Origin of the sequence: Virgibacillus proomii (assembly GCF_018916875.1) — a bacterium.
GTDB classification, from domain to species: Bacteria; Bacillota; Bacilli; order Bacillales; family Amphibacillaceae; genus Virgibacillus; species Virgibacillus proomii_B.
Genome location: NZ_JAHLNO010000027.1, coordinates 37277 through 53962 on the forward strand (window position 1 = coordinate 37277; position 16686 = coordinate 53962).

Sequence of the window (16686 nt, forward strand, 5' to 3'; positions counted from 1 at the left end):
CTACAACCACCTCTCTGTATACTTAACCTCCAATTGCATTGCTGGAATTGTGCTTATTTCATTTAATCCAGGTTTTAATTTGAAAAAATCAGCATAAACGAGGTCAATGGTTTCCATTTGCAATTGTTCATTAATAAATACTTTTTGTTTAGAAAAGTCTACTCTAACAACATCATTAACCTTAAATGAGTAATGCAGTCTTAGCTTTTGATTATCTAGACTGTATTCCACGTAAGGTATCTCTTCTTTTATCACCGAAGTAATGATAGGAGCTGTACTGACTGTTCCTTCAACATTTACTTCATTCCTTTGAGCTATCTCTATCCAGCGCATTATTCTCCACCCTCTGATGAAGGCATTTCTTGTTGACCTTCTAAAGCTGTTAATCGCTCTTTAATCACTTCTATTTCGCTTTGGATGGAAGCAATGTTCGTATTTACTTGTTGATTGACCGCTGCTAAATCGTTTTGTACTCCCGTCATATTTTCCTTCATATCATCTAAACTTGATTGCAACGCTTGAATACTATCCCGAAGCCGCTTTGCCTCTTTATCGATTTTATCTGCATTTTGTGCAAAGTTAGCAATGGAGACATCGATTTTGTCTGTTATTTCCGGCTTTACCAACTTTAAAATTGGTGTATTAATTGCCAATTAAATCACCCCACTTTTGGTCTTTGTATTCTTCCCAAGTAAACTTTTTTAAAGAAATCGTTTGGTGTGTTTTCCCATATTTAAATGGATCAGAGCATAAAAAAACTAGCTCGCCCACCAAACTGTTTGTAGTTTCCTCAGGTACATCATTTGCTGATAATGTCGCATAAAAAAAAGCCTCTTCATCTGTAAAGGCTAATTTTCTTTTTGAACCTTGTAATAAATAATTCAATTGATTATATCGCTCTCTAAACCCTTTTTTTGTTTGATCGGATAATTGATATTTCACTGTAATTTCTCTAGCACTCCACGTTGGATCATTTGCCTCCAACGTTCCATGAATTCCAGGCACTTCAATTGTAGTGATCCGTTGTGCCATATTTCCTCTTCCGGAAATCGTTAATGTTACAAAGCTCCCTGTTTTATCGGTTAATCGTTCATCTAGATTAATCCCGTTAAACAATGTCTGTAAAAGCAAGCTTTCTCCTTTACTATTACTACCTGCCACCGTATCTACAAAAGTATACATCATGCACCCCCTACCAGCCTTGTTGTCTTGTTAGATTCGTTTTTCTTGATTGGGCATTCGTAATGTCTTCTACAAACGCACTAAATTGCTGCTTACCAATAGATACGTTTACCATTGCAGGCTGCTTTTGTACATGCCATTCATTTAAAACCTGATTCGACAGTTTATGATTTGCTGCTTGATTTAATTGATGAACCTGTCCAGAAATAGCAGGTAAAGCGAATTGAGGATCAAAAGAATCCTGTACTTTATCTGAAACCGTACTCGCTGCTGCAATTACGCTTTTAGCCATTTGATTAATTCCTAAGGCAAAGCCTGCCATTGTGTCATCTCCAATATCTCTAAACAGGCGCGAAGGAGATTTAATCCCCAAAAAGCTCAAAACACCATTTACAGCATCTTTAGCAGCTTTTAAGATAGCATCTCCCACTTTTGCTGCATTTTCCTTGATTCCAGTTATAAGGCCCATGATTAAATCCTTTCCGGCTGAAATCATTCTCCCAGCAAACTCAATTACCTTCCCAGGCATTTTAGCTATTTGTGTTCCAACTTCGGTAACAGCCTCGGTAAGTTTAGTTCTTATTGCATTAAACACTTCCTGAAACTTTTGGCGTACAGTAGAAACAATGGACTGAGCTTTTTCTACAGCATTTGACACCATCGTTAAAAACCCTTGGACTACTGCATCTTTTGCATTACCAATTAAGGTTGAAATCGTTTCTTTGACTTGAGTAAATTTAGTCTGAATCGTTTCCCATATCCTAGTTGCCATCGTAGTAACGAACTCTTTCATGATGCTCCACACATTTTGAAAGGTAGACTTAATCGTTTCCCATGCCCCAGACCAATTACCGGTAATTAACTGCATCACCGTTCTAATAATTCCCATAACAACGGTCATAGCGATTTGAATGACTGTCTTGATTATATTCCAAACCGTTGTAATTACGGTTGAAATAGCTTGCCAAGCTGCTGTTAAAAAAGGCATTAAGAAGTTCATTACCATCGTAATAACAGCTAGAATTGCTCCCCATACGGTCTGAAAAGTTTGTAAAATTAACGCTTGATTCTGAGTCCACCACGTCGTTAGTGCACCCCAAACACTCATGACAAAATCAACTATTACTTGAATAATCGGCATGATAAATGCTAGTATCGATTCCCAAACGCTTATCACGATATCCCGGAAGGTTTGACTATTTGTCCATAGATAAACAAATGCTGTCGCTAATAAGGTAACTAGTGTAATAATTAAAGCTAGTGGATTAGCAGCTAATATAGCAAATAACCCCATCACCGCCTCCTTTAATAGCATCATCTTTGGTAAAAAGTTAGTCATAACTGAAGAAATCGTAAGTAGCAGTGTGGACATCCCACTAATCATTCCGAGGAACGGCTCAAGTACGGCCTGCACTTGAGCAATTCCTTCTGATATTCCTGGGATAAAGCCTAATGATTGCTCCATTTCAGCCAGTTTATTAACAACAGGATCTATTTGCTGTTGCAAAATAGCAAATGAGTCCCCCGCAGTTTTTAAACCGTCTGCTTGCGAGACAAAGGCTTCTATAAACCCACCTGCTGTATTTGATTTATCCCCCATAAGGCACCTCCTTTTTAGAATTAACCTGTTTAGCAAGATCCGCTAAACGCTTCATTTTATCATTTAAAATCTTTGGTTTACTTACTTCTTTTAAATGCTTCTCATAATCAAAGAAATCTTTAAACCGTCTATAAATAGGCACTTGCTTTTTCCCCTGTTCCTTTGTAAGCGTCACCTGATGATTAAGCCAAGCCTGTTTATACATCCTGTATTCTTTATCAATTTGCTGTAATTGGAATGCACGCACTCTTAATGCGTATTCTCTTAATGTTAATATTTCAATTTGATAAAGACTTGTAAAATTTAAATAACGAAAGCAGTTAATGATCATTTCATGATAGGTTTCCTCTGAAGTCAAACTTCTTTCACGCTGGCTGCCTGAAGCTGTTTGATGGTGTCCTTCATAATTGGTGACTTTCCCAATTCATTCTTTAACTCCGCAAATAGATCCCCAAGTCCATCATTCTCTATTGCATACTGCTCAATTGCTTTTTCAATTTGTTTATTGCTTGGTGGCGTATCTAAATGTGAAACAGCAGCTTTCATGATGTCTTGAAGAACTGCTGGATTTAATTGCTGAAGATTCATAAAAGCCATATTCACACCCATGCCAAATTTCATTCCCTGATAATCAATCTCGTATACTTTATCCAGTTCACGAATAAATTTAATCCCAAATTTTAATGCATATGCTTTTTCGTTTATCATAAATTCCATTCTGTATCACCTTTCTTTGTAAGAAATGTTGAAAGAGGACAACTACAAATCTGCTTTCATTGCCTCTATTTTCGGTCGTTTTTTAACTTTAACTCTAGCGCTCCTCACAATGGTAGCTTCTTTGATTCTCGGTTTGAAAGAGTACAACAATAACATATGAATTCATCTAGTTACAGACGAATTCATATGTTAATAAAAAATCGTCGGTATATTCTCTTTACCCACGAACTAATAAGAAACTAAAACCATTGATTTCAAATAGATCCTGCTTTTTTGTTACGATCAAACCATTACAATAATTGTCCATATCATCACGAGTAGTGAACTAAAAGTACTTATTGATTTTCCTCGCCCCCGGCGGATTCTGCTTGTGTATCCTGGAAAGCATATTGCACGGCTGCTTGCTGCGCATCTGTAAGCGTTGCTTCACCAAATTGCGGCTCTAATTCTACCGTAAAGTTAGCAGAAATTGCTGCATTTTCCTCGGCATTTGCCGGATCCTCCCATGAGTCTAAATAGCCTTGTGCATAAATCGCGGGGTACTTATTATCTGGTGATTTCAATTCGTCATCGACAGCAACTTCCCAAATTTCTAATTTTTGCCCATTAATCACCGATTGACGAAGCATATTGGCAACTGGATCATCCATTGCTTGGATCGCTTCAATAGCAACCTCTGATTCTAACCCGCCAACATGAATTAATGATCCATCCTTTGTAACAATCCTTTCCAATTCACGAGAATAGCTAAATGTATGTTCTGTTTGAAATACTAGCTTTGCAGCTTCCTCATCTTGTTTTTCCAATAAGCGGAATAATAAGATTTTATTTTTTCCTTTTTGCATTTTAATTTGTGTATCTGTCATTTTTCATATCCTCCCTAGTATTTTTAATAAATAAAAACAACTACACATCTTTTACTACCATCAATCATGCATTACACCATTTTCATCACCTCCTTAATTGATTAAAGAAAACTTTGGCTAGTGCCCGGTCTTCGGGTAATCACCAGTTGCGCTTATGCTAAAGCATAAAAGTACTAAGTCTATAAATTACACACTTCTAACGAGATAAAGAAAACATACCTCTAAAACAGGGGTATGCCGACGCCTGAGCGACAAGCCCGCTTTTAGTCGGCCTTCCTTTAGGTTCGAGCCGATAGTTTTTACTTGTAATAAGAATAAGATTGTAGTTTGCTAATAGCCCAAGCGCTTAAGCTAGACGAAACCACATTATTAGAAAAACTTAGCTTATCGCCAAGTCTTTAGCGAAAGTTGTAGTTTTTCTTATACTATAAAGTGAAACTTCATTCAGTAGGAGTTTTCTTCCCTCTCCTACTGAATGTTAGTTGAACCAATCGGGCATTTAGGTGCCGTTTTCTCCCACTTTGACCCTTTGTATCAATTCAGGTCTTGAAGTGGGAATCTTACGGCACCTTACATGCGGGATAAACCATAAAATTTTATACATTCCTATATTACAAAAAGAACATCCATCTTGTACAAAACGAATATTGTTTCCCTACATAATAAAAAAGCCTCAAATACCTATTCCGGTGAATTTAAGACTTTGCTCCTTGACTATTATGCTGTTTTTCAATAATTAGTTTAACGTCACTCTCGAACAAGACCTTGTTTAAATTGATATTACTTCATTATTATTTTCTTAAACTAGTAATCGTTGCTTAACCAATTAACAAATCTTGCTCGGTTCTATTGTACAATTGGATTGATTTACTTGTCATCTACTGTGAAGACTGTGTAAACTGTAACATTTTGTCTATGATAGAATCTCTAATAGAATAAATATGCTTTCTTGATACCCCTATATGTTTACTGATAGCGCTTATCGCCATTCCATCTAACATACATTCTAACACCGCTTTTTCCCTTGGCTCATCAACAGCTGGCAAACGCTCTTGAATAAATAATACTTTTTTTTCCAGCTTCATTAACCACGAACTTTTCTGCTCTCGTCTAATGACTTCCTTTACAATTGGATCTCCAACTATCCCTTTTGCTTTAGGCAGTGTGGACTCAAGCCCAGAAACAGCAACAACTCTTGTGCCGATGTCTTCATTTAGCATATCCTGCTGTCTTTTTATTTCTCTAATCATCCAATGATAATCTTTTAACGCCCGTTCTATTTGTTGTTTGTTCACAAAACCCTGCCCCTTTCTTAAACAATTGCTCTGCATAATCGCTACGAACAACTGGAGATAATGCTCCTGTTCGCTTATCCTTTCTATAGTCACTAACAACCCAATGTATGTCATTATTACTTCCCCTATTTACATCTTGTTTGTAAGCCATCATCATCTCCTCCAATCATTCCATATTTTAACTATAGAACATCTGTTCCTATATTACATTGCTAAAACAGAAATGTCAAATTGTGTTCTTGCTAATATAGAAATAGTTGTTTCTTTTATAGCAACCATGTTATGATTTATTTGCTAGTATAGAAAGTGGTGTCTACATTGAAAATTGGAAAACGAATTGTTACATTAAGAGAAGCTAGAAACTGGACACAACGTGAGCTCGCTAAACGCATGAACATAAATGTCAGTGTGATGAATCGAATTGAATCCGGAGATAGACCTATGAAAGATCATGAATTAGACAGACTAGCAACAGTACTAAATGTTACCACTGACTATTTACTAGGCAGATCCGATAAACCTAAGCTCACGGAAGAAGAAGCATTTACAGCATTTCGTAATGATCCTTCACTAGAAAGATGGTATAAAGAATTACCAAAGAGTAAAGAAGAAGATCTCCGAAGATTAAAAAGAATATGGGAAGCTTTTAAAGAAGAAGAGAAATAAGAGGATGTTCAAAAAGTCTGGTAAGAATGATACGGCGAATTTATAAGCTTTTCTTTTTCAAGGGAAAGAAAATAGCTTCAACAGCGACACACCGCAATTTTTTAAGGACATTGGATCTATTTATCTTTGAACACGCACTTATAGTGTATTTAATGTACACTATTTATTTTTCATACGTAATCGAACATATATTCTATTTGGGAGGATCTAATGTTTTATTACACACGTACAGAGGACTATGTTAAACAATTACTATTAAAATTAAATATAAATCAGCCTTCTGATTTAACTATTGATAAAATCTCCAATGCACTACGGGTTCCTGTTTATTATTGGGAATTTAGCAGTGAAACGGTTTATCGAAACGGGAAATGCCTTATTTTCTTACAGGCGACAAACAGGGAGCAAGTACAATGGCAAGAATTCAGTCATGAAATTGCTCATTTCCTGTGGCATACTGGAAGGCAAGAGTTCTTACCGCCCACGTTTATTGAATTACAAGAATGGCAAGCTAATTATTTCAGCTACCACCTATGTGTACCTACTTTTATGTTAGAACGCGTAAAAACGAAAATAACACCAAAGCATGTGATGAATTTATTTAATGTTGAATACGAGTTTGCCTGTAAACGTTTAGAAATGTATCGAAATAAATGGCTCGCTTCTATCTAAAACAAGCCTTACATAATAGACTTACATTTCATTTGCAGTTTGTTAATTATTACCTTGGCAGTTTACCTCCCGCCCTACTTCAGAGTTCGTCTTAGGGCGGAGGGGCTTACTGTCGTGTAAATAACCAATGCGTTAATGAAGAAAAAACATGGCTAGTGCAGGTAATTGACCAGTTGTACTTATACTGCACAGAAAAATTTCCGACATCGAGTCAACCGAATTTTATTCTACCAACAAGATTATTTTTGAGAGGCCAACTGCTTATTTCTCACTTCTTTTGCAGCTTGCACCATAACTTTTAAGGCGGCAATGGTTTCATCTTCTTTTCGTGTTTTTAAACCACAGTCCGGGTTAATCCAAAATTGGTTGGGTGCAATCGTTTGTAATGCACGATGAATATTTTGCTTGATTTCCTCAACTGATGGAATACGTGGACTATGGATATCATAAACACCTAAACCAATTTCTTTTTGGTACGTATTTTCTTCAAAAATAGAGACGATCTCACCATGACTCCGTGACGTTTCAATTGAGATTACGTCTGCATCAAGGTCATCGATACAATCAAAAATATCTTCAAAATTGGAATAGCACATATGTGTATGAATTTGTATTTCGGGACTAGCCGTTGCCGTTGCAAGACGAAAAACATATGACGATTCTGTTAAATATTCGTTCCACTTTTTCCGATCAAGTGGCAACCCTTCACGTAAAGCTGGTTCATCTACTTGAATAATGGTTATGCCATTTTCTTCTAAGGATTCTATTTCCTTTTGTAAAGCTAAAGCAATTTGTTTCATAATTTCATAGCGTGGTGTTGAATCATGAACAAAAGACCAATTTAAAATCGTAACCGGTCCTGTTAACATCCCTTTCACCGGACGTTTTGTTAACGATTGTGTATAAACGCTCTCCTTCACCGTTATCGGTTCATCCCAAGACACATCTCCAAAAATCAATGGTGGTTTGACACAACGTGAGCCATATGACTGCACCCAGCCAAACTCTGTCACAGTAAAACCTGTCAGTTTTTCACCAAAGTATTCTACCATGTCATTTCGTTCAAACTCACCATGAACGAGAACGTCGATATCGAGTTCTTCCTGAATTTTGATCCAGCGTTTAATTTGCTCCTCCATAAACTGTTCATACGCTTGATCCGTAATCTCACCTTTCTTCCATTTGGTACGTGTTCTTCTTACTTCAGGTGTTTGCGGTAAACTGCCAATTGTCGTTGTCGGCAGTAACGGTAATTGCAAACATTGCTGTTGCTTTTCTATCCGTTCTGCAAATGGTATGGTTCGTTGTGCATCATCACTCGTTAAATTGGCTACTTTTTTTCTTACTTCATTATTGGATTGATACGTCTCTATTAATTGTTTAATTGCTTCATTCGCTTGATCTAATTCTGGTTGAATGGAGACTATACCATCATTCAATCCTTTCGTTAATGTAACTGCTTCGTCCAACTTCTCCTCAGCAAACGAAAGTCCTTCTAAAATGACCTGATCCAGCTTTTGTTCTAATGTTTTTGTTACCGGAACATGCAAGAGCGAACAAGATGGTTGAATAATAAGCTGGTCATGATGAACTAGCTGTCTAATCACTTCCAAAATCGTATGCTTTTCTGGTAAATTAGCTCGCCAAACATTACGTCCATCAATAATCCCGGCTGCTAACACCTTATCCTTGGGAAATCCATACGTTTTTAATAGTTCTAAAGAATCTCCGTGAACAAAATCCATGCCAATCGCTTTTACTGGAAGATTCACTATATTTTCATAAGCGGTTATTTTTTCAAAATACGTTTGTAAAATAATCTGCGCATGAGGTACGTGTTCAGCAAAAGCTTCATACACTTTTTCAACTACTGCAATTTCTTCTTTCGATAATTGCGTTACTAAGATTGGCTCATCTATCTGAATCCAAGATGCCCCCGCTTCGACAAGTTCCTGTAAGATCTGTACATATTGTGGTATAAATTTCTCCACAATTGTTGAAAACTCCTGCTGGTCATAACCCTTTGCCAGTTTTACAAATGTAACTGGGCCTAAAAGGACAGGCTTTCCATCAATACCTAGTTTTTCTTTAGCTTCTTGATAAAAGGTTAAAGCACGGTTTTCTACTAGTGAAGGCTTAACGCCATTTAATTCGGGAACGATATAATGATAGTTTGTGTTAAACCATTTCGTCATTTCTGAAGCGACTGCCTCATCTGTTCCCCGTGCAATAGCGAAGTATGTGTACACATCTACTTTTCCACCAGTATAGTTAAAACGTTTCGGTACGATTCCAAAAGTAATGGCCGTATCTAAAACATGATCATATAAGGAAAAATCATTTACCGGAATTAAATCAATTCCTTTTTCCTGTTGTTTTTTCAAATTGCGTAACCGGATTTCTGTTGTTTTATCAATTAATTCCGTCTCAGAAATAACTCCGCTCCAAAAATTTTCTAATGCTCTTTTCCACTCGCAATTTTCTCCAATTCTTGGATAACCAATATTCGAACTCTTTATTTTTGACATATAGACTCCTCCATTTTTTATATTTGATAAAAAATTATGAGATAAATACTATTGATTATTGACATTTTCCCTCGGGTTCCCAGCTTCCAGGATAGGTTAATTAATTATGTTCTAAACGACTATCGTTTAGATTTTGATGTATACTTATCCTCAAGCCCTACACCCTAAATTAATGTAAGGATAAGCTTGCTTGCACTCGCATGGCATTTTTTTTTTGATGAATATAGTTAACTAATTCGACGATCATATCATAGCGCATAAACGGAGTGATAAGATATATCCCGTGAAAATGTTCAAAAGCTGTATCAAGTAGCTCTTTCGAAATAGCAATACTTTCTTTTGTTGATTGTTGTCGATTTCCTTCTGCTGCTTTCATACGGGATCGAACTTCATCCGTAAGCTTTATCCCCGGAACTTCATGATGTAAAAATTCAGCATTTTTTGTAGACGTTAATGGCATAATTCCAATAAAAATCGGTGTCTCTATATGTGAGGTCGCTTGTTTCAAAGCAATTATTTTCTCTTTGCTATAAACGGGCTGTGTCATGATATAATCAGCACCGCTTGCTATTTTTCTCTCCAATCGAGCAACCGCTTTTTCTACATTATTCACATTTGGATTAAAAGCTGCCCCCACTGTAAATGAGGTATGTTCTCTTAGAGAATGCCCGGAAAATGACATGCCTTTATTTCCTTTTTTAATTAATTCAATTAACTTAAACGAATTAACATCAAAAACAGAAGTTGCTCCTGGGAAACTGCCAATTTTAGTTGGATCCCCTGTTATAACTAAAATTTCATGAATTCCTAAAATGTTTAATCCCATCAAATGTGACTGTAAACCAATTAAATTACGATCTCGGCAAGCTATATGGACTAACGGTTTAATTCCGTGCTCTTTAATAATTGTAGCAATAGCTGTATTACATATTCGCGGTGTTGCAAGCGAATTATCAGCAAGTGTCACTGCGTCGATTCCAGCTTCTTTTAATGCTTGTATTCCCTGGTGATATTCTGTCATATCTAAATGTTTCGGAGCATCTAATTCAACGATAATGGTATGTCGTTCTTTTGCTAATTCTGCCAGCGATTTTTCTTTTCGTTTCCTTTTTAAAATTACTCTCTCTCGCTTCGGAATTTCTACCACTTTTTCTGTAATCGGGCCCGTATCTTTTAATCCTTCAGCTAATGCTTTAATATGATCAGGAGTTGTTCCACAACAACCACCTACTAAACGTACCCCCTGCTCTCGCAATTGTCCGGCACACTGTTTAAAATAAGCCGGTTCATTCTCGTAATAAAGTACACCATCCCGATATGCAGGCAAGCTTGCGTTTGGATATGCAGCTAAAAAAGCCTTTTTTGGTAAAGGAACCGATTGTAAGGATGTAATCATTTGGGATGGGCCAAAACGACAGTTAACACCAACAAGATCGGTACCCAAGGATTCCAGTTGCTGGAACGCTTTAGCCAAAGGTGTACCATTTTCCAAAACTCCCGGAACATGCATCGACACATTTGCAATAATAGGGATTTCCGTTTCCTCTCTAGCAATTTCTAATACCATTGTTAACTCATCAAGATTATAATAGGTTTCTAAAATAAGCCCATCTATTCCTTCTAAAAGTAAACAATATAATTGTTCTCGAAAGCTTCGTTTAATTTCTTCTTTCGTTTCATTTAATGCTTGAACACCGTGAATACCGCCAATCCCCCCTAAAATATATACTCCTTTTTGACGAGCTTGCTTTGCAATTTGTACTGCTTTTTGGTTCATCTTTTTAACTTGCTCTTCTAAGCCGTATCGTGCCAATTTAATATAATTTGCACCATATGTGTTTGTTTGAATGACTGTTGCTCCAGCATGAATATACGCTTCATGCACCTGTTGAACTTGATCTGGATGGGTTATGTTTAATTGTTCAAAACTTTGATCGATGCCATACGAATATAGCATCGTTCCCATTGCACCATCGGCAATTAAAATATTTTCTTGTAACTGTTGTAATAAGCTCATGTTGGCTTCACCTCCTCCTTTACGATTAAATCAAACGCTTGATTTAAATCTGCAATTAGATCATTTGCGTGTTCGATACCCACTGAAATACGCAGTAAACGATTAGACAAACCATATGCATTGCGAATTTCTTCCGGAATATCCATATGTGTTTGGGTAACAGGATACGTAATAAAGCTCTCTACTCCTCCTAGACTCTCTGCAAAGGTAAATAATTGTACAGCCTTTAAAAACAGTGGTGCGTAAACTTCATCGAGAATTTCAAAACTGACCATGCCGCCCCGACCGGGATAGTAAACATCCGTAACAAGCGGGTGCTGTTGCAAATACGGAACGATTTGCTTTGCATTGGCTTCTTGCTTCTCCATTCTCAACGCTAACGTTTTTATCCCTCGGATCAGACTAAAGCAATCATATGGTGATAAGATAGCTCCTATTGACTGATGAAGAAAAGTAAGTTGTTTACTAAGTTTTTCTCCTTTGGCAATTACCAATCCCGCTAACACATCATTGTGCCCAGCTAAGTATTTCGTTGCACTATGGATGACGATATCCGCTCCTTCTCTAATCGGCTGTTGAATTAACGGAGTATACAGCGTGTTATCTACAATTAAAAGCAAATCATACTGTTTAGCGATGTTCGAAACTTTTGCTAAATCTACCGTTCGCATTAACGGATTCGTGGGTGATTCAATAAAAATTGCCTGTGTATTTTCTTTGATGTTTGAAGCTAATGTATCGTAACAATCGCCTTCCCAGTAGGTAAATTCAAACCCGTATTTATCTTGAAGCATTGCAAATAGTCGATAATTCCCCCCATAAATGTCTCGTGACGAAATAAAATGCGTATTTTTATGAAACAGGGAAAAAACTAATTGTACTGCTGCCATCCCAGAAGCTGTAGCAAAGGCTTTGTCTCCGTATTCCAGCTGGGCTACTGCTTCTTCAAGTACATCACGAGTAGGACTTCCACAGCGGGAATAATCATAGCCCTCATTCGAGCTAATTTCCGTATGGCGAAAAGCAGTAGAGAAATAGACCGGCGTACTTACCGCATGAAATAGCTCATCTTTACGATTTCCAATTTGCGTGAAAAACGTTTCTCGCCTACATCGTTCTTTCATTATATAAGCTCTCCTTTCTATGAAATAACAAAAATTTGAACAGGGCTAACGTGCCTCGTCCACACGCGTAAAATTTTCGCTGTCAAATCCGTTTTTGAATAAAAATTTATACTCTCTTACGTGTAACGATAAAAATACTTTTCCTAACATAGAAAAAGGCATCCTACACCTTTTCTAATAATTTGATAGGTGAAAGATGCCTTTAGTTGTCTAATCGGCATGAAATTATTTACATTTTTGCAATGAATGATTTTTACTTGTATTGGTAAACCGCTTTTTCTCCGTTATGTCCATTTGCGTAACCCTTCCATCATGGACGGTAATGATGACAGATCCGTATTCCATTTCGTCTAAGCTTTTCCTTAAATATTGCCATTGTACTTCATCTAATTTACTCATTTTCTCATCTTCCCTTCTTTTCATTGTACAAAGTACAAGCACCAAAAATGATTTGGAACTTGTAAAGCAATTGCCCATTTTATTTAGGAAGGGTTACCTATTATTGAATGATCCAATAACAATATAAAAACCTCTTCCTAATAGAAATAAGAAGAGGTTAATTGTTTAAGTTTTTATCACTCTTCTTATCTTTCAGGCATTGTGCTTGCTGGAATTGGCACAGTACTTTAACAAAGTCTGTTGCCGAGGCTTCACTGGGCCAGTCCCTCCACCTCTCTGGATAAGAAATACATGTATATTAAATTTGTTTATTACTCTACACGGAAAATATATCGTTGTCAATATTTTATTTAAAATTTGCGAAAATAGGTTAAAAAACTGAGAGGATATTTTACAAGGTAGTAGTAGTTTTACCGGTCACCATAAAAGTTATAATTAGAAAGGGGGTTATTTTGATAGTTTAATATGATTTAACAATTAGTGCGGTCATTATACTAACCTTAACCATTTTTATATTACCAATAATTAAAATTGCATTCAATCCCAGTCAAATTAAGCAGGTCCATGCCACATATTGTTTAATTCGTTTTGCGTAAAATTATCCAAGAATAACTCAAACAATCGTAATTGGCATAATGCTTATGATGATGAATGGTTGTCCAAAATCGTTAAATTGGTGGCTACCATATATACAAAAGTAAAGTAATATCATAGCAACCTGGAAACCATCTTCTCTTTTAGCCATATTGACTTTTATGATTAAGTATTAATATACTTTGCTGGTGTTACGTGTCTAATACCAATTATTCCATCATATTGTTCAGATACAATAAGTTTGCGTTTATCTTCACCCGATTCGTGTTCAATCAGCTCATTATTATACCACTTTTGATGATCCATGCTTTCAAAAGATTCTAATATAATATCATTGTTGTTTTTAGAAAAAAGATTGTTTTCAAGGCTGTTTTTTTTATGCCTTTTTATTTTATAGGGTGTACCTATATTATTTGCAATTATTCCCTCTTTCATGTAAATTCCTAAATGATAACTATCCTTGTGCTTTTCTGAATAGAATTCACCTAATGATTTTTCATTCAACCAACCCTTATGTGCCCAAACTATAAATTTATCTTCAGGCCATTTATTTACTAAAAAAGAAAGATGCTCAAACATATACTTATCACGATAGTAAGAATACATTTTAAAATTCATTAAACATAGTTCCAAGATTTTCATTCTATTCTCTATGGCTTTTAGAATTAAAGTGTAGGTAGTCTCACAAATATCTTGACTTAGCATAATTTCTTTTTTCATATCTTTTAACAAGATATATACACGGCAATAGATTAAATCCAATCTGTTCTTCTGTAATAGCATTTTCTTTCTCATAAAGATTCTTGCGCTTATTGTATCCAACGTTTTCTCAGCATAGGAAAAATCATTTGCTAAACCATGATCATAATTCTCTATAATTGAAAAGATGCTATCATGAAAATAATGATTTTGGTATTGAATATCCATACCGAAAATTGTTAACTCCCTATTTTGTATGATTTTAAATAACTCGAATAACTCCTTTGTATGCCACACATCGTACAATGAATTCATTAAAAACTCTTTGGTAGACAAATGATATTTATAATGATTTGCTATTGCAATTTCTCCAATACCGCTCTCAAAGACAATCTTATTAAAACCAAAATGTTCATGAAGGTATTCAATCATTTTTATTTTTAGTTTTTGTATTTCAGAAACACCATGTCCATTTTCACCAAGAAAAATGACTTTCTTTTTTTCAAAAACATCCTTACAATTATTTAGTTCCTCATTTAACTGTTCTAGATCCATAAACTAACTCCTTAATAAACGAATCTTCAATCAGCGAGGGGTCTCCTTTTATCCCCCACTGATTGTTAGAATGAACAGAATCGGGCATTTGACTTGCAGTTGGTTCCTCCATTTATCCTCCTAGGTTTTACCTCGTGCATGGAAGGGCAAGTCTTACTGGCGGTTACATACGGGATTAAATTTTAATTAACCCACTTTTTATAAACACGGATCGTGGGAAAATATTTGGTATGGAACATTCCCTCAGTACAAAAGGCTGTCTTAATACGGTAGCAGATGCTACATTAAAGCGTTTAAAACTGAATTTGTGGGTAAAAGAGAATTTGATGGCCCAAGACAATTACAAATAGAGTTAGCAAATGATATACATTGGTTTAATCATCACCGTGTACATGAACATTTCGATTATTTCAGCCCTATCCAATTTAAATTACAACACCTCAAAAAACTATCTAAAAAGTATCGACATACTCCCTTTTAAAAATACACTTATATTGTTTATTCTTTTTGTAAGTCCGCTTCTATACATTTATCTGCTTTTTCAGCAATAGTATATGCCATAGTTTGAATGATAACTAATCCCATTAGTATCAAAAAAGTATGTTTCAGACCGATTTTAATATTCAAAACAAGTAGAATTAAATACAAAACCAGAAAAATATATTTAACTTTTTTAAACTCCTTCTTTTATTCCCCTTTTTAGATTTATGGAAATCAGGTAAGGATCACATTTTATGATCAAGATGGTACAAGATAGTCAACATTTTATAAAGAGAAAGATGTATAGCTTGGTTCTAATTAGTTTAACATTTTAATGTTTTGCTTTCTATCTCTTATCGTTTAAATTTCTTTGTCGCTAATTGTTGATACCATCACTCTGAAAGGACTTATTCTGAATGGGTTTTAAAGAAGTAATAGAGCATCTACATTTAATATATCAATTCGCTTATGATTTTTTTTCCTGATATAACCTTTCATTTCTAATTCCTTTAATACTCTGCTAACCGTTTCCGGCGTGGTTCCCAGATAAGAAGCCAAATCTTTATAGCTCATTGGTAACTCTACTCGTTGATTATGAACATCCATATTTTCAACAAGAAACAGAATCAACCTCGTATCGACTGGCTCTGTGGCAAAACGAGTGGTCTGTGTTTCCGATTGTTCCAACCTGTTAGCAAATTCCTCTAGTATTTTCAAAGAGATGGAGGGATATTTTAATAATAAATTTTGCATAGCAGTACGACTAATCATGCAAACTTTTGCTGGTGACATTGCTTCAGCATATGCTTCATGCACCGTATCTTTAAAAATAGCTAATTCTCCTGTAAAATCACCAGGTTGTAAAATACGAACAAGCTGCTCCTTACCACTCTCTGAAAGACGATAAATCCTTATTTTTCCTGTATTGACAATATACAGCCATTCTGCCTTGTCTCCCGCATGATAAATAATTTCTCCTCGTTTATAAGTAAGTGAATGAACAGCTTTCATAATTTCATCCATCTGTGATTTCTCTAAATGATTAAAAATAGGTACGATCGATACACAATGATGTTCCGATCCATTTTCACAAGTGTTTTGAAAAAGATTTTCCTGGTTATTTGACGCCATGACATCCCTCCTTCCAATCAATATCCAATTAGTGATTAGATGCTTTACAGAAAATTGGCTGATTCCAAAACCTTTAGCGTAGTAGTCTTCCTAGTTAATTACCATTAAATCTCCACTTCATCATCTAAACTTTAGCGCTAAAGTTTTATCCATTATAACAT

The 16686-nt window shown here is 35.7% G+C and carries 19 protein-coding genes and 1 riboswitch; of the genes, 3 read left to right on the forward strand and 16 right to left on the reverse strand.

The window, feature by feature from the left end; translation table 11 throughout:
- The 9 genes from KQI21_RS14105 to KQI21_RS14145 all read right to left on the reverse strand — a co-directional run bounded on the left by KQI21_RS14105 (nt 1) and on the right by KQI21_RS14145 (nt 5811).
- Complete coding sequence (locus tag KQI21_RS14105) at nt 1-333, reverse strand: phage distal tail protein (protein WP_216484848.1); 333 nt, start codon at nt 331-333, stop codon at nt 1-3.
- Nucleotides 333-653 carry a hypothetical protein gene (locus KQI21_RS14110; RefSeq protein WP_216484849.1) on the reverse strand — a complete coding sequence of 107 codons (321 nt, stop codon included), beginning with the start codon at nt 651-653 and terminating at the stop codon, nt 333-335. Before KQI21_RS14110 ends, KQI21_RS14105 begins: the two co-directional genes overlap by 1 nt.
- Nucleotides 643-1182 carry a distal tail protein Dit gene (locus tag KQI21_RS14115; RefSeq protein WP_216484851.1) on the reverse strand — a complete coding sequence of 180 codons (540 nt, stop codon included), beginning with the start codon at nt 1180-1182 and terminating at the stop codon, nt 643-645. Before KQI21_RS14115 ends, KQI21_RS14110 begins: the two co-directional genes overlap by 11 nt.
- A 10-nt stretch (nt 1183-1192) precedes the next feature.
- Nucleotides 1193-2782, reverse strand: a complete 1590-nt coding sequence (locus KQI21_RS14120; protein ID WP_216484853.1) for a phage tail protein — start codon at nt 2780-2782, stop codon at nt 1193-1195.
- A complete protein-coding gene (locus tag KQI21_RS14125) occupies nt 2772-3113 on the reverse strand; it encodes a hypothetical protein (protein ID WP_216484855.1) in 342 nt (113 codons plus the stop codon). The genes KQI21_RS14120 and KQI21_RS14125 overlap by 11 nt, the downstream gene beginning before the upstream one ends.
- 23 nt (nt 3114-3136) lie before the next feature.
- On the reverse strand, nt 3137-3499 hold the full coding sequence (locus KQI21_RS14130; protein ID WP_216484856.1) for a tail assembly chaperone: 363 nt from the start codon (nt 3497-3499) through the stop codon (nt 3137-3139).
- Between the two features lie 335 nt (nt 3500-3834).
- Nucleotides 3835-4365 carry a phage major tail protein, TP901-1 family gene (locus tag KQI21_RS14135; RefSeq protein ID WP_216484857.1) on the reverse strand — a complete coding sequence of 177 codons (531 nt, stop codon included), beginning with the start codon at nt 4363-4365 and terminating at the stop codon, nt 3835-3837.
- An 878-nt stretch (nt 4366-5243) separates the two neighbouring features.
- A complete protein-coding gene (locus KQI21_RS14140; protein ID WP_216484858.1) occupies nt 5244-5660 on the reverse strand; it encodes a helix-turn-helix domain-containing protein in 417 nt (138 codons plus the stop codon).
- A complete protein-coding gene (locus KQI21_RS14145) occupies nt 5608-5811 on the reverse strand; it encodes a hypothetical protein (RefSeq protein ID WP_216484861.1) in 204 nt (67 codons plus the stop codon). Before KQI21_RS14145 ends, KQI21_RS14140 begins: the two co-directional genes overlap by 53 nt.
- Before the next feature lie 167 nt (nt 5812-5978).
- Here KQI21_RS14145 and KQI21_RS14150 point away from each other — a divergent pair, with 167 nt between their 5' ends.
- Nucleotides 5979-6326: a helix-turn-helix domain-containing protein gene (locus tag KQI21_RS14150; RefSeq protein ID WP_216484862.1), complete on the forward strand. Its 348-nt coding sequence runs from the start codon at nt 5979-5981 to the stop codon at nt 6324-6326.
- 210 nt (nt 6327-6536) lie between these two features.
- Complete coding sequence (locus KQI21_RS14155) at nt 6537-6998, forward strand: ImmA/IrrE family metallo-endopeptidase (protein WP_216484864.1); 462 nt, start codon at nt 6537-6539, stop codon at nt 6996-6998.
- A gap of 239 nt (nt 6999-7237) precedes the next feature.
- Here the strand turns inward: KQI21_RS14155 and metE are convergent, their stop codons facing one another.
- The 6 genes from metE to KQI21_RS16450 form a co-directional block, all read right to left on the reverse strand.
- Nucleotides 7238-9526: a 5-methyltetrahydropteroyltriglutamate--homocysteine S-methyltransferase gene (gene metE / locus KQI21_RS14160; protein WP_216484866.1), complete on the reverse strand. Its 2289-nt coding sequence runs from the start codon at nt 9524-9526 to the stop codon at nt 7238-7240.
- 169 nt (nt 9527-9695) lie between these two features.
- Nucleotides 9696-11543: a bifunctional homocysteine S-methyltransferase/methylenetetrahydrofolate reductase gene (locus KQI21_RS14165; RefSeq protein WP_216484867.1), complete on the reverse strand. Its 1848-nt coding sequence runs from the start codon at nt 11541-11543 to the stop codon at nt 9696-9698.
- Nucleotides 11540-12667, reverse strand: coding sequence for a PLP-dependent transferase (locus KQI21_RS14170; protein WP_216484868.1), 1128 nt, complete (start codon nt 12665-12667; stop codon nt 11540-11542). Before KQI21_RS14170 ends, KQI21_RS14165 begins: the two co-directional genes overlap by 4 nt.
- A 225-nt stretch (nt 12668-12892) precedes the next feature.
- Nucleotides 12893-13066, reverse strand: coding sequence for a YezD family protein (locus tag KQI21_RS14175; RefSeq protein ID WP_216484869.1), 174 nt, complete (start codon nt 13064-13066; stop codon nt 12893-12895).
- Nucleotides 13067-13248: 182 nt separating this feature from the next.
- Nucleotides 13249-13353, reverse strand: a riboswitch (SAM riboswitch).
- 472 nt (nt 13354-13825) lie between these two features.
- Nucleotides 13826-14914, reverse strand: a complete 1089-nt coding sequence (locus tag KQI21_RS14180) for an erythromycin esterase family protein (protein ID WP_216484871.1) — start codon at nt 14912-14914, stop codon at nt 13826-13828.
- Nucleotides 14892-15026 (reverse strand): hypothetical protein, encoded by a 135-nt coding sequence (locus KQI21_RS16450; protein ID WP_301281758.1) that lies wholly within the window; start codon nt 15024-15026, stop codon nt 14892-14894. Before KQI21_RS16450 ends, KQI21_RS14180 begins: the two co-directional genes overlap by 23 nt.
- Before the next feature lie 171 nt (nt 15027-15197).
- Here KQI21_RS16450 and KQI21_RS16970 point away from each other — a divergent pair, with 171 nt between their 5' ends.
- On the forward strand, nt 15198-15395 hold the full coding sequence (locus KQI21_RS16970) for an IS3 family transposase (protein WP_373687683.1): 198 nt from the start codon (nt 15198-15200) through the stop codon (nt 15393-15395).
- A 422-nt stretch (nt 15396-15817) separates the two neighbouring features.
- Here the strand turns inward: KQI21_RS16970 and KQI21_RS14190 are convergent, their stop codons facing one another.
- Nucleotides 15818-16525 (reverse strand): Crp/Fnr family transcriptional regulator, encoded by a 708-nt coding sequence (locus KQI21_RS14190; protein WP_216484874.1) that lies wholly within the window; start codon nt 16523-16525, stop codon nt 15818-15820.
- Between the last annotated feature and the right edge of the window lie 161 nt (nt 16526-16686).

Bases quoted from the DNA above. Each gene is read 5' to 3' on its own strand.
- KQI21_RS14165 (WP_216484867.1), bottom strand. From the start codon at position 11,543: ATGAGCTTATTACAACAGTTACAAGAAAATATTTTAATTGCCGATGGT.
- KQI21_RS14120 (WP_216484853.1), bottom strand. From the start codon at position 2,782: ATGGGGGATAAATCAAATACAGCAGGTGGGTTTATAGAAGCCTTTGTC.
- KQI21_RS14115 (WP_216484851.1), bottom strand. From the start codon at position 1,182: ATGTATACTTTTGTAGATACGGTGGCAGGTAGTAATAGTAAAGGAGAA.
- KQI21_RS14125 (WP_216484855.1), bottom strand. From the start codon at position 3,113: ATGATCATTAACTGCTTTCGTTATTTAAATTTTACAAGTCTTTATCAA.
- KQI21_RS14155 (WP_216484864.1), top strand. From the start codon at position 6,537: ATGTTTTATTACACACGTACAGAGGACTATGTTAAACAATTACTATTA.
- KQI21_RS14130 (WP_216484856.1), bottom strand. From the start codon at position 3,499: ATGGAATTTATGATAAACGAAAAAGCATATGCATTAAAATTTGGGATT.
- KQI21_RS14180 (WP_216484871.1), bottom strand. From the start codon at position 14,914: ATGGATCTAGAACAGTTAAATGAGGAACTAAATAATTGTAAGGATGTT.
- KQI21_RS14145 (WP_216484861.1), bottom strand. From the start codon at position 5,811: ATGGCTTACAAACAAGATGTAAATAGGGGAAGTAATAATGACATACAT.
- KQI21_RS16450 (WP_301281758.1), bottom strand. From the start codon at position 15,026: ATGGAGGAACCAACTGCAAGTCAAATGCCCGATTCTGTTCATTCTAAC.
- KQI21_RS14135 (WP_216484857.1), bottom strand. From the start codon at position 4,365: ATGACAGATACACAAATTAAAATGCAAAAAGGAAAAAATAAAATCTTA.
- KQI21_RS14175 (WP_216484869.1), bottom strand. From the start codon at position 13,066: ATGAGTAAATTAGATGAAGTACAATGGCAATATTTAAGGAAAAGCTTA.
- metE (WP_216484866.1), bottom strand. From the start codon at position 9,526: ATGTCAAAAATAAAGAGTTCGAATATTGGTTATCCAAGAATTGGAGAA.
- KQI21_RS14170 (WP_216484868.1), bottom strand. From the start codon at position 12,667: ATGAAAGAACGATGTAGGCGAGAAACGTTTTTCACGCAAATTGGAAAT.
- KQI21_RS14190 (WP_216484874.1), bottom strand. From the start codon at position 16,525: ATGGCGTCAAATAACCAGGAAAATCTTTTTCAAAACACTTGTGAAAAT.
- KQI21_RS14105 (WP_216484848.1), bottom strand. From the start codon at position 333: ATGCGCTGGATAGAGATAGCTCAAAGGAATGAAGTAAATGTTGAAGGA.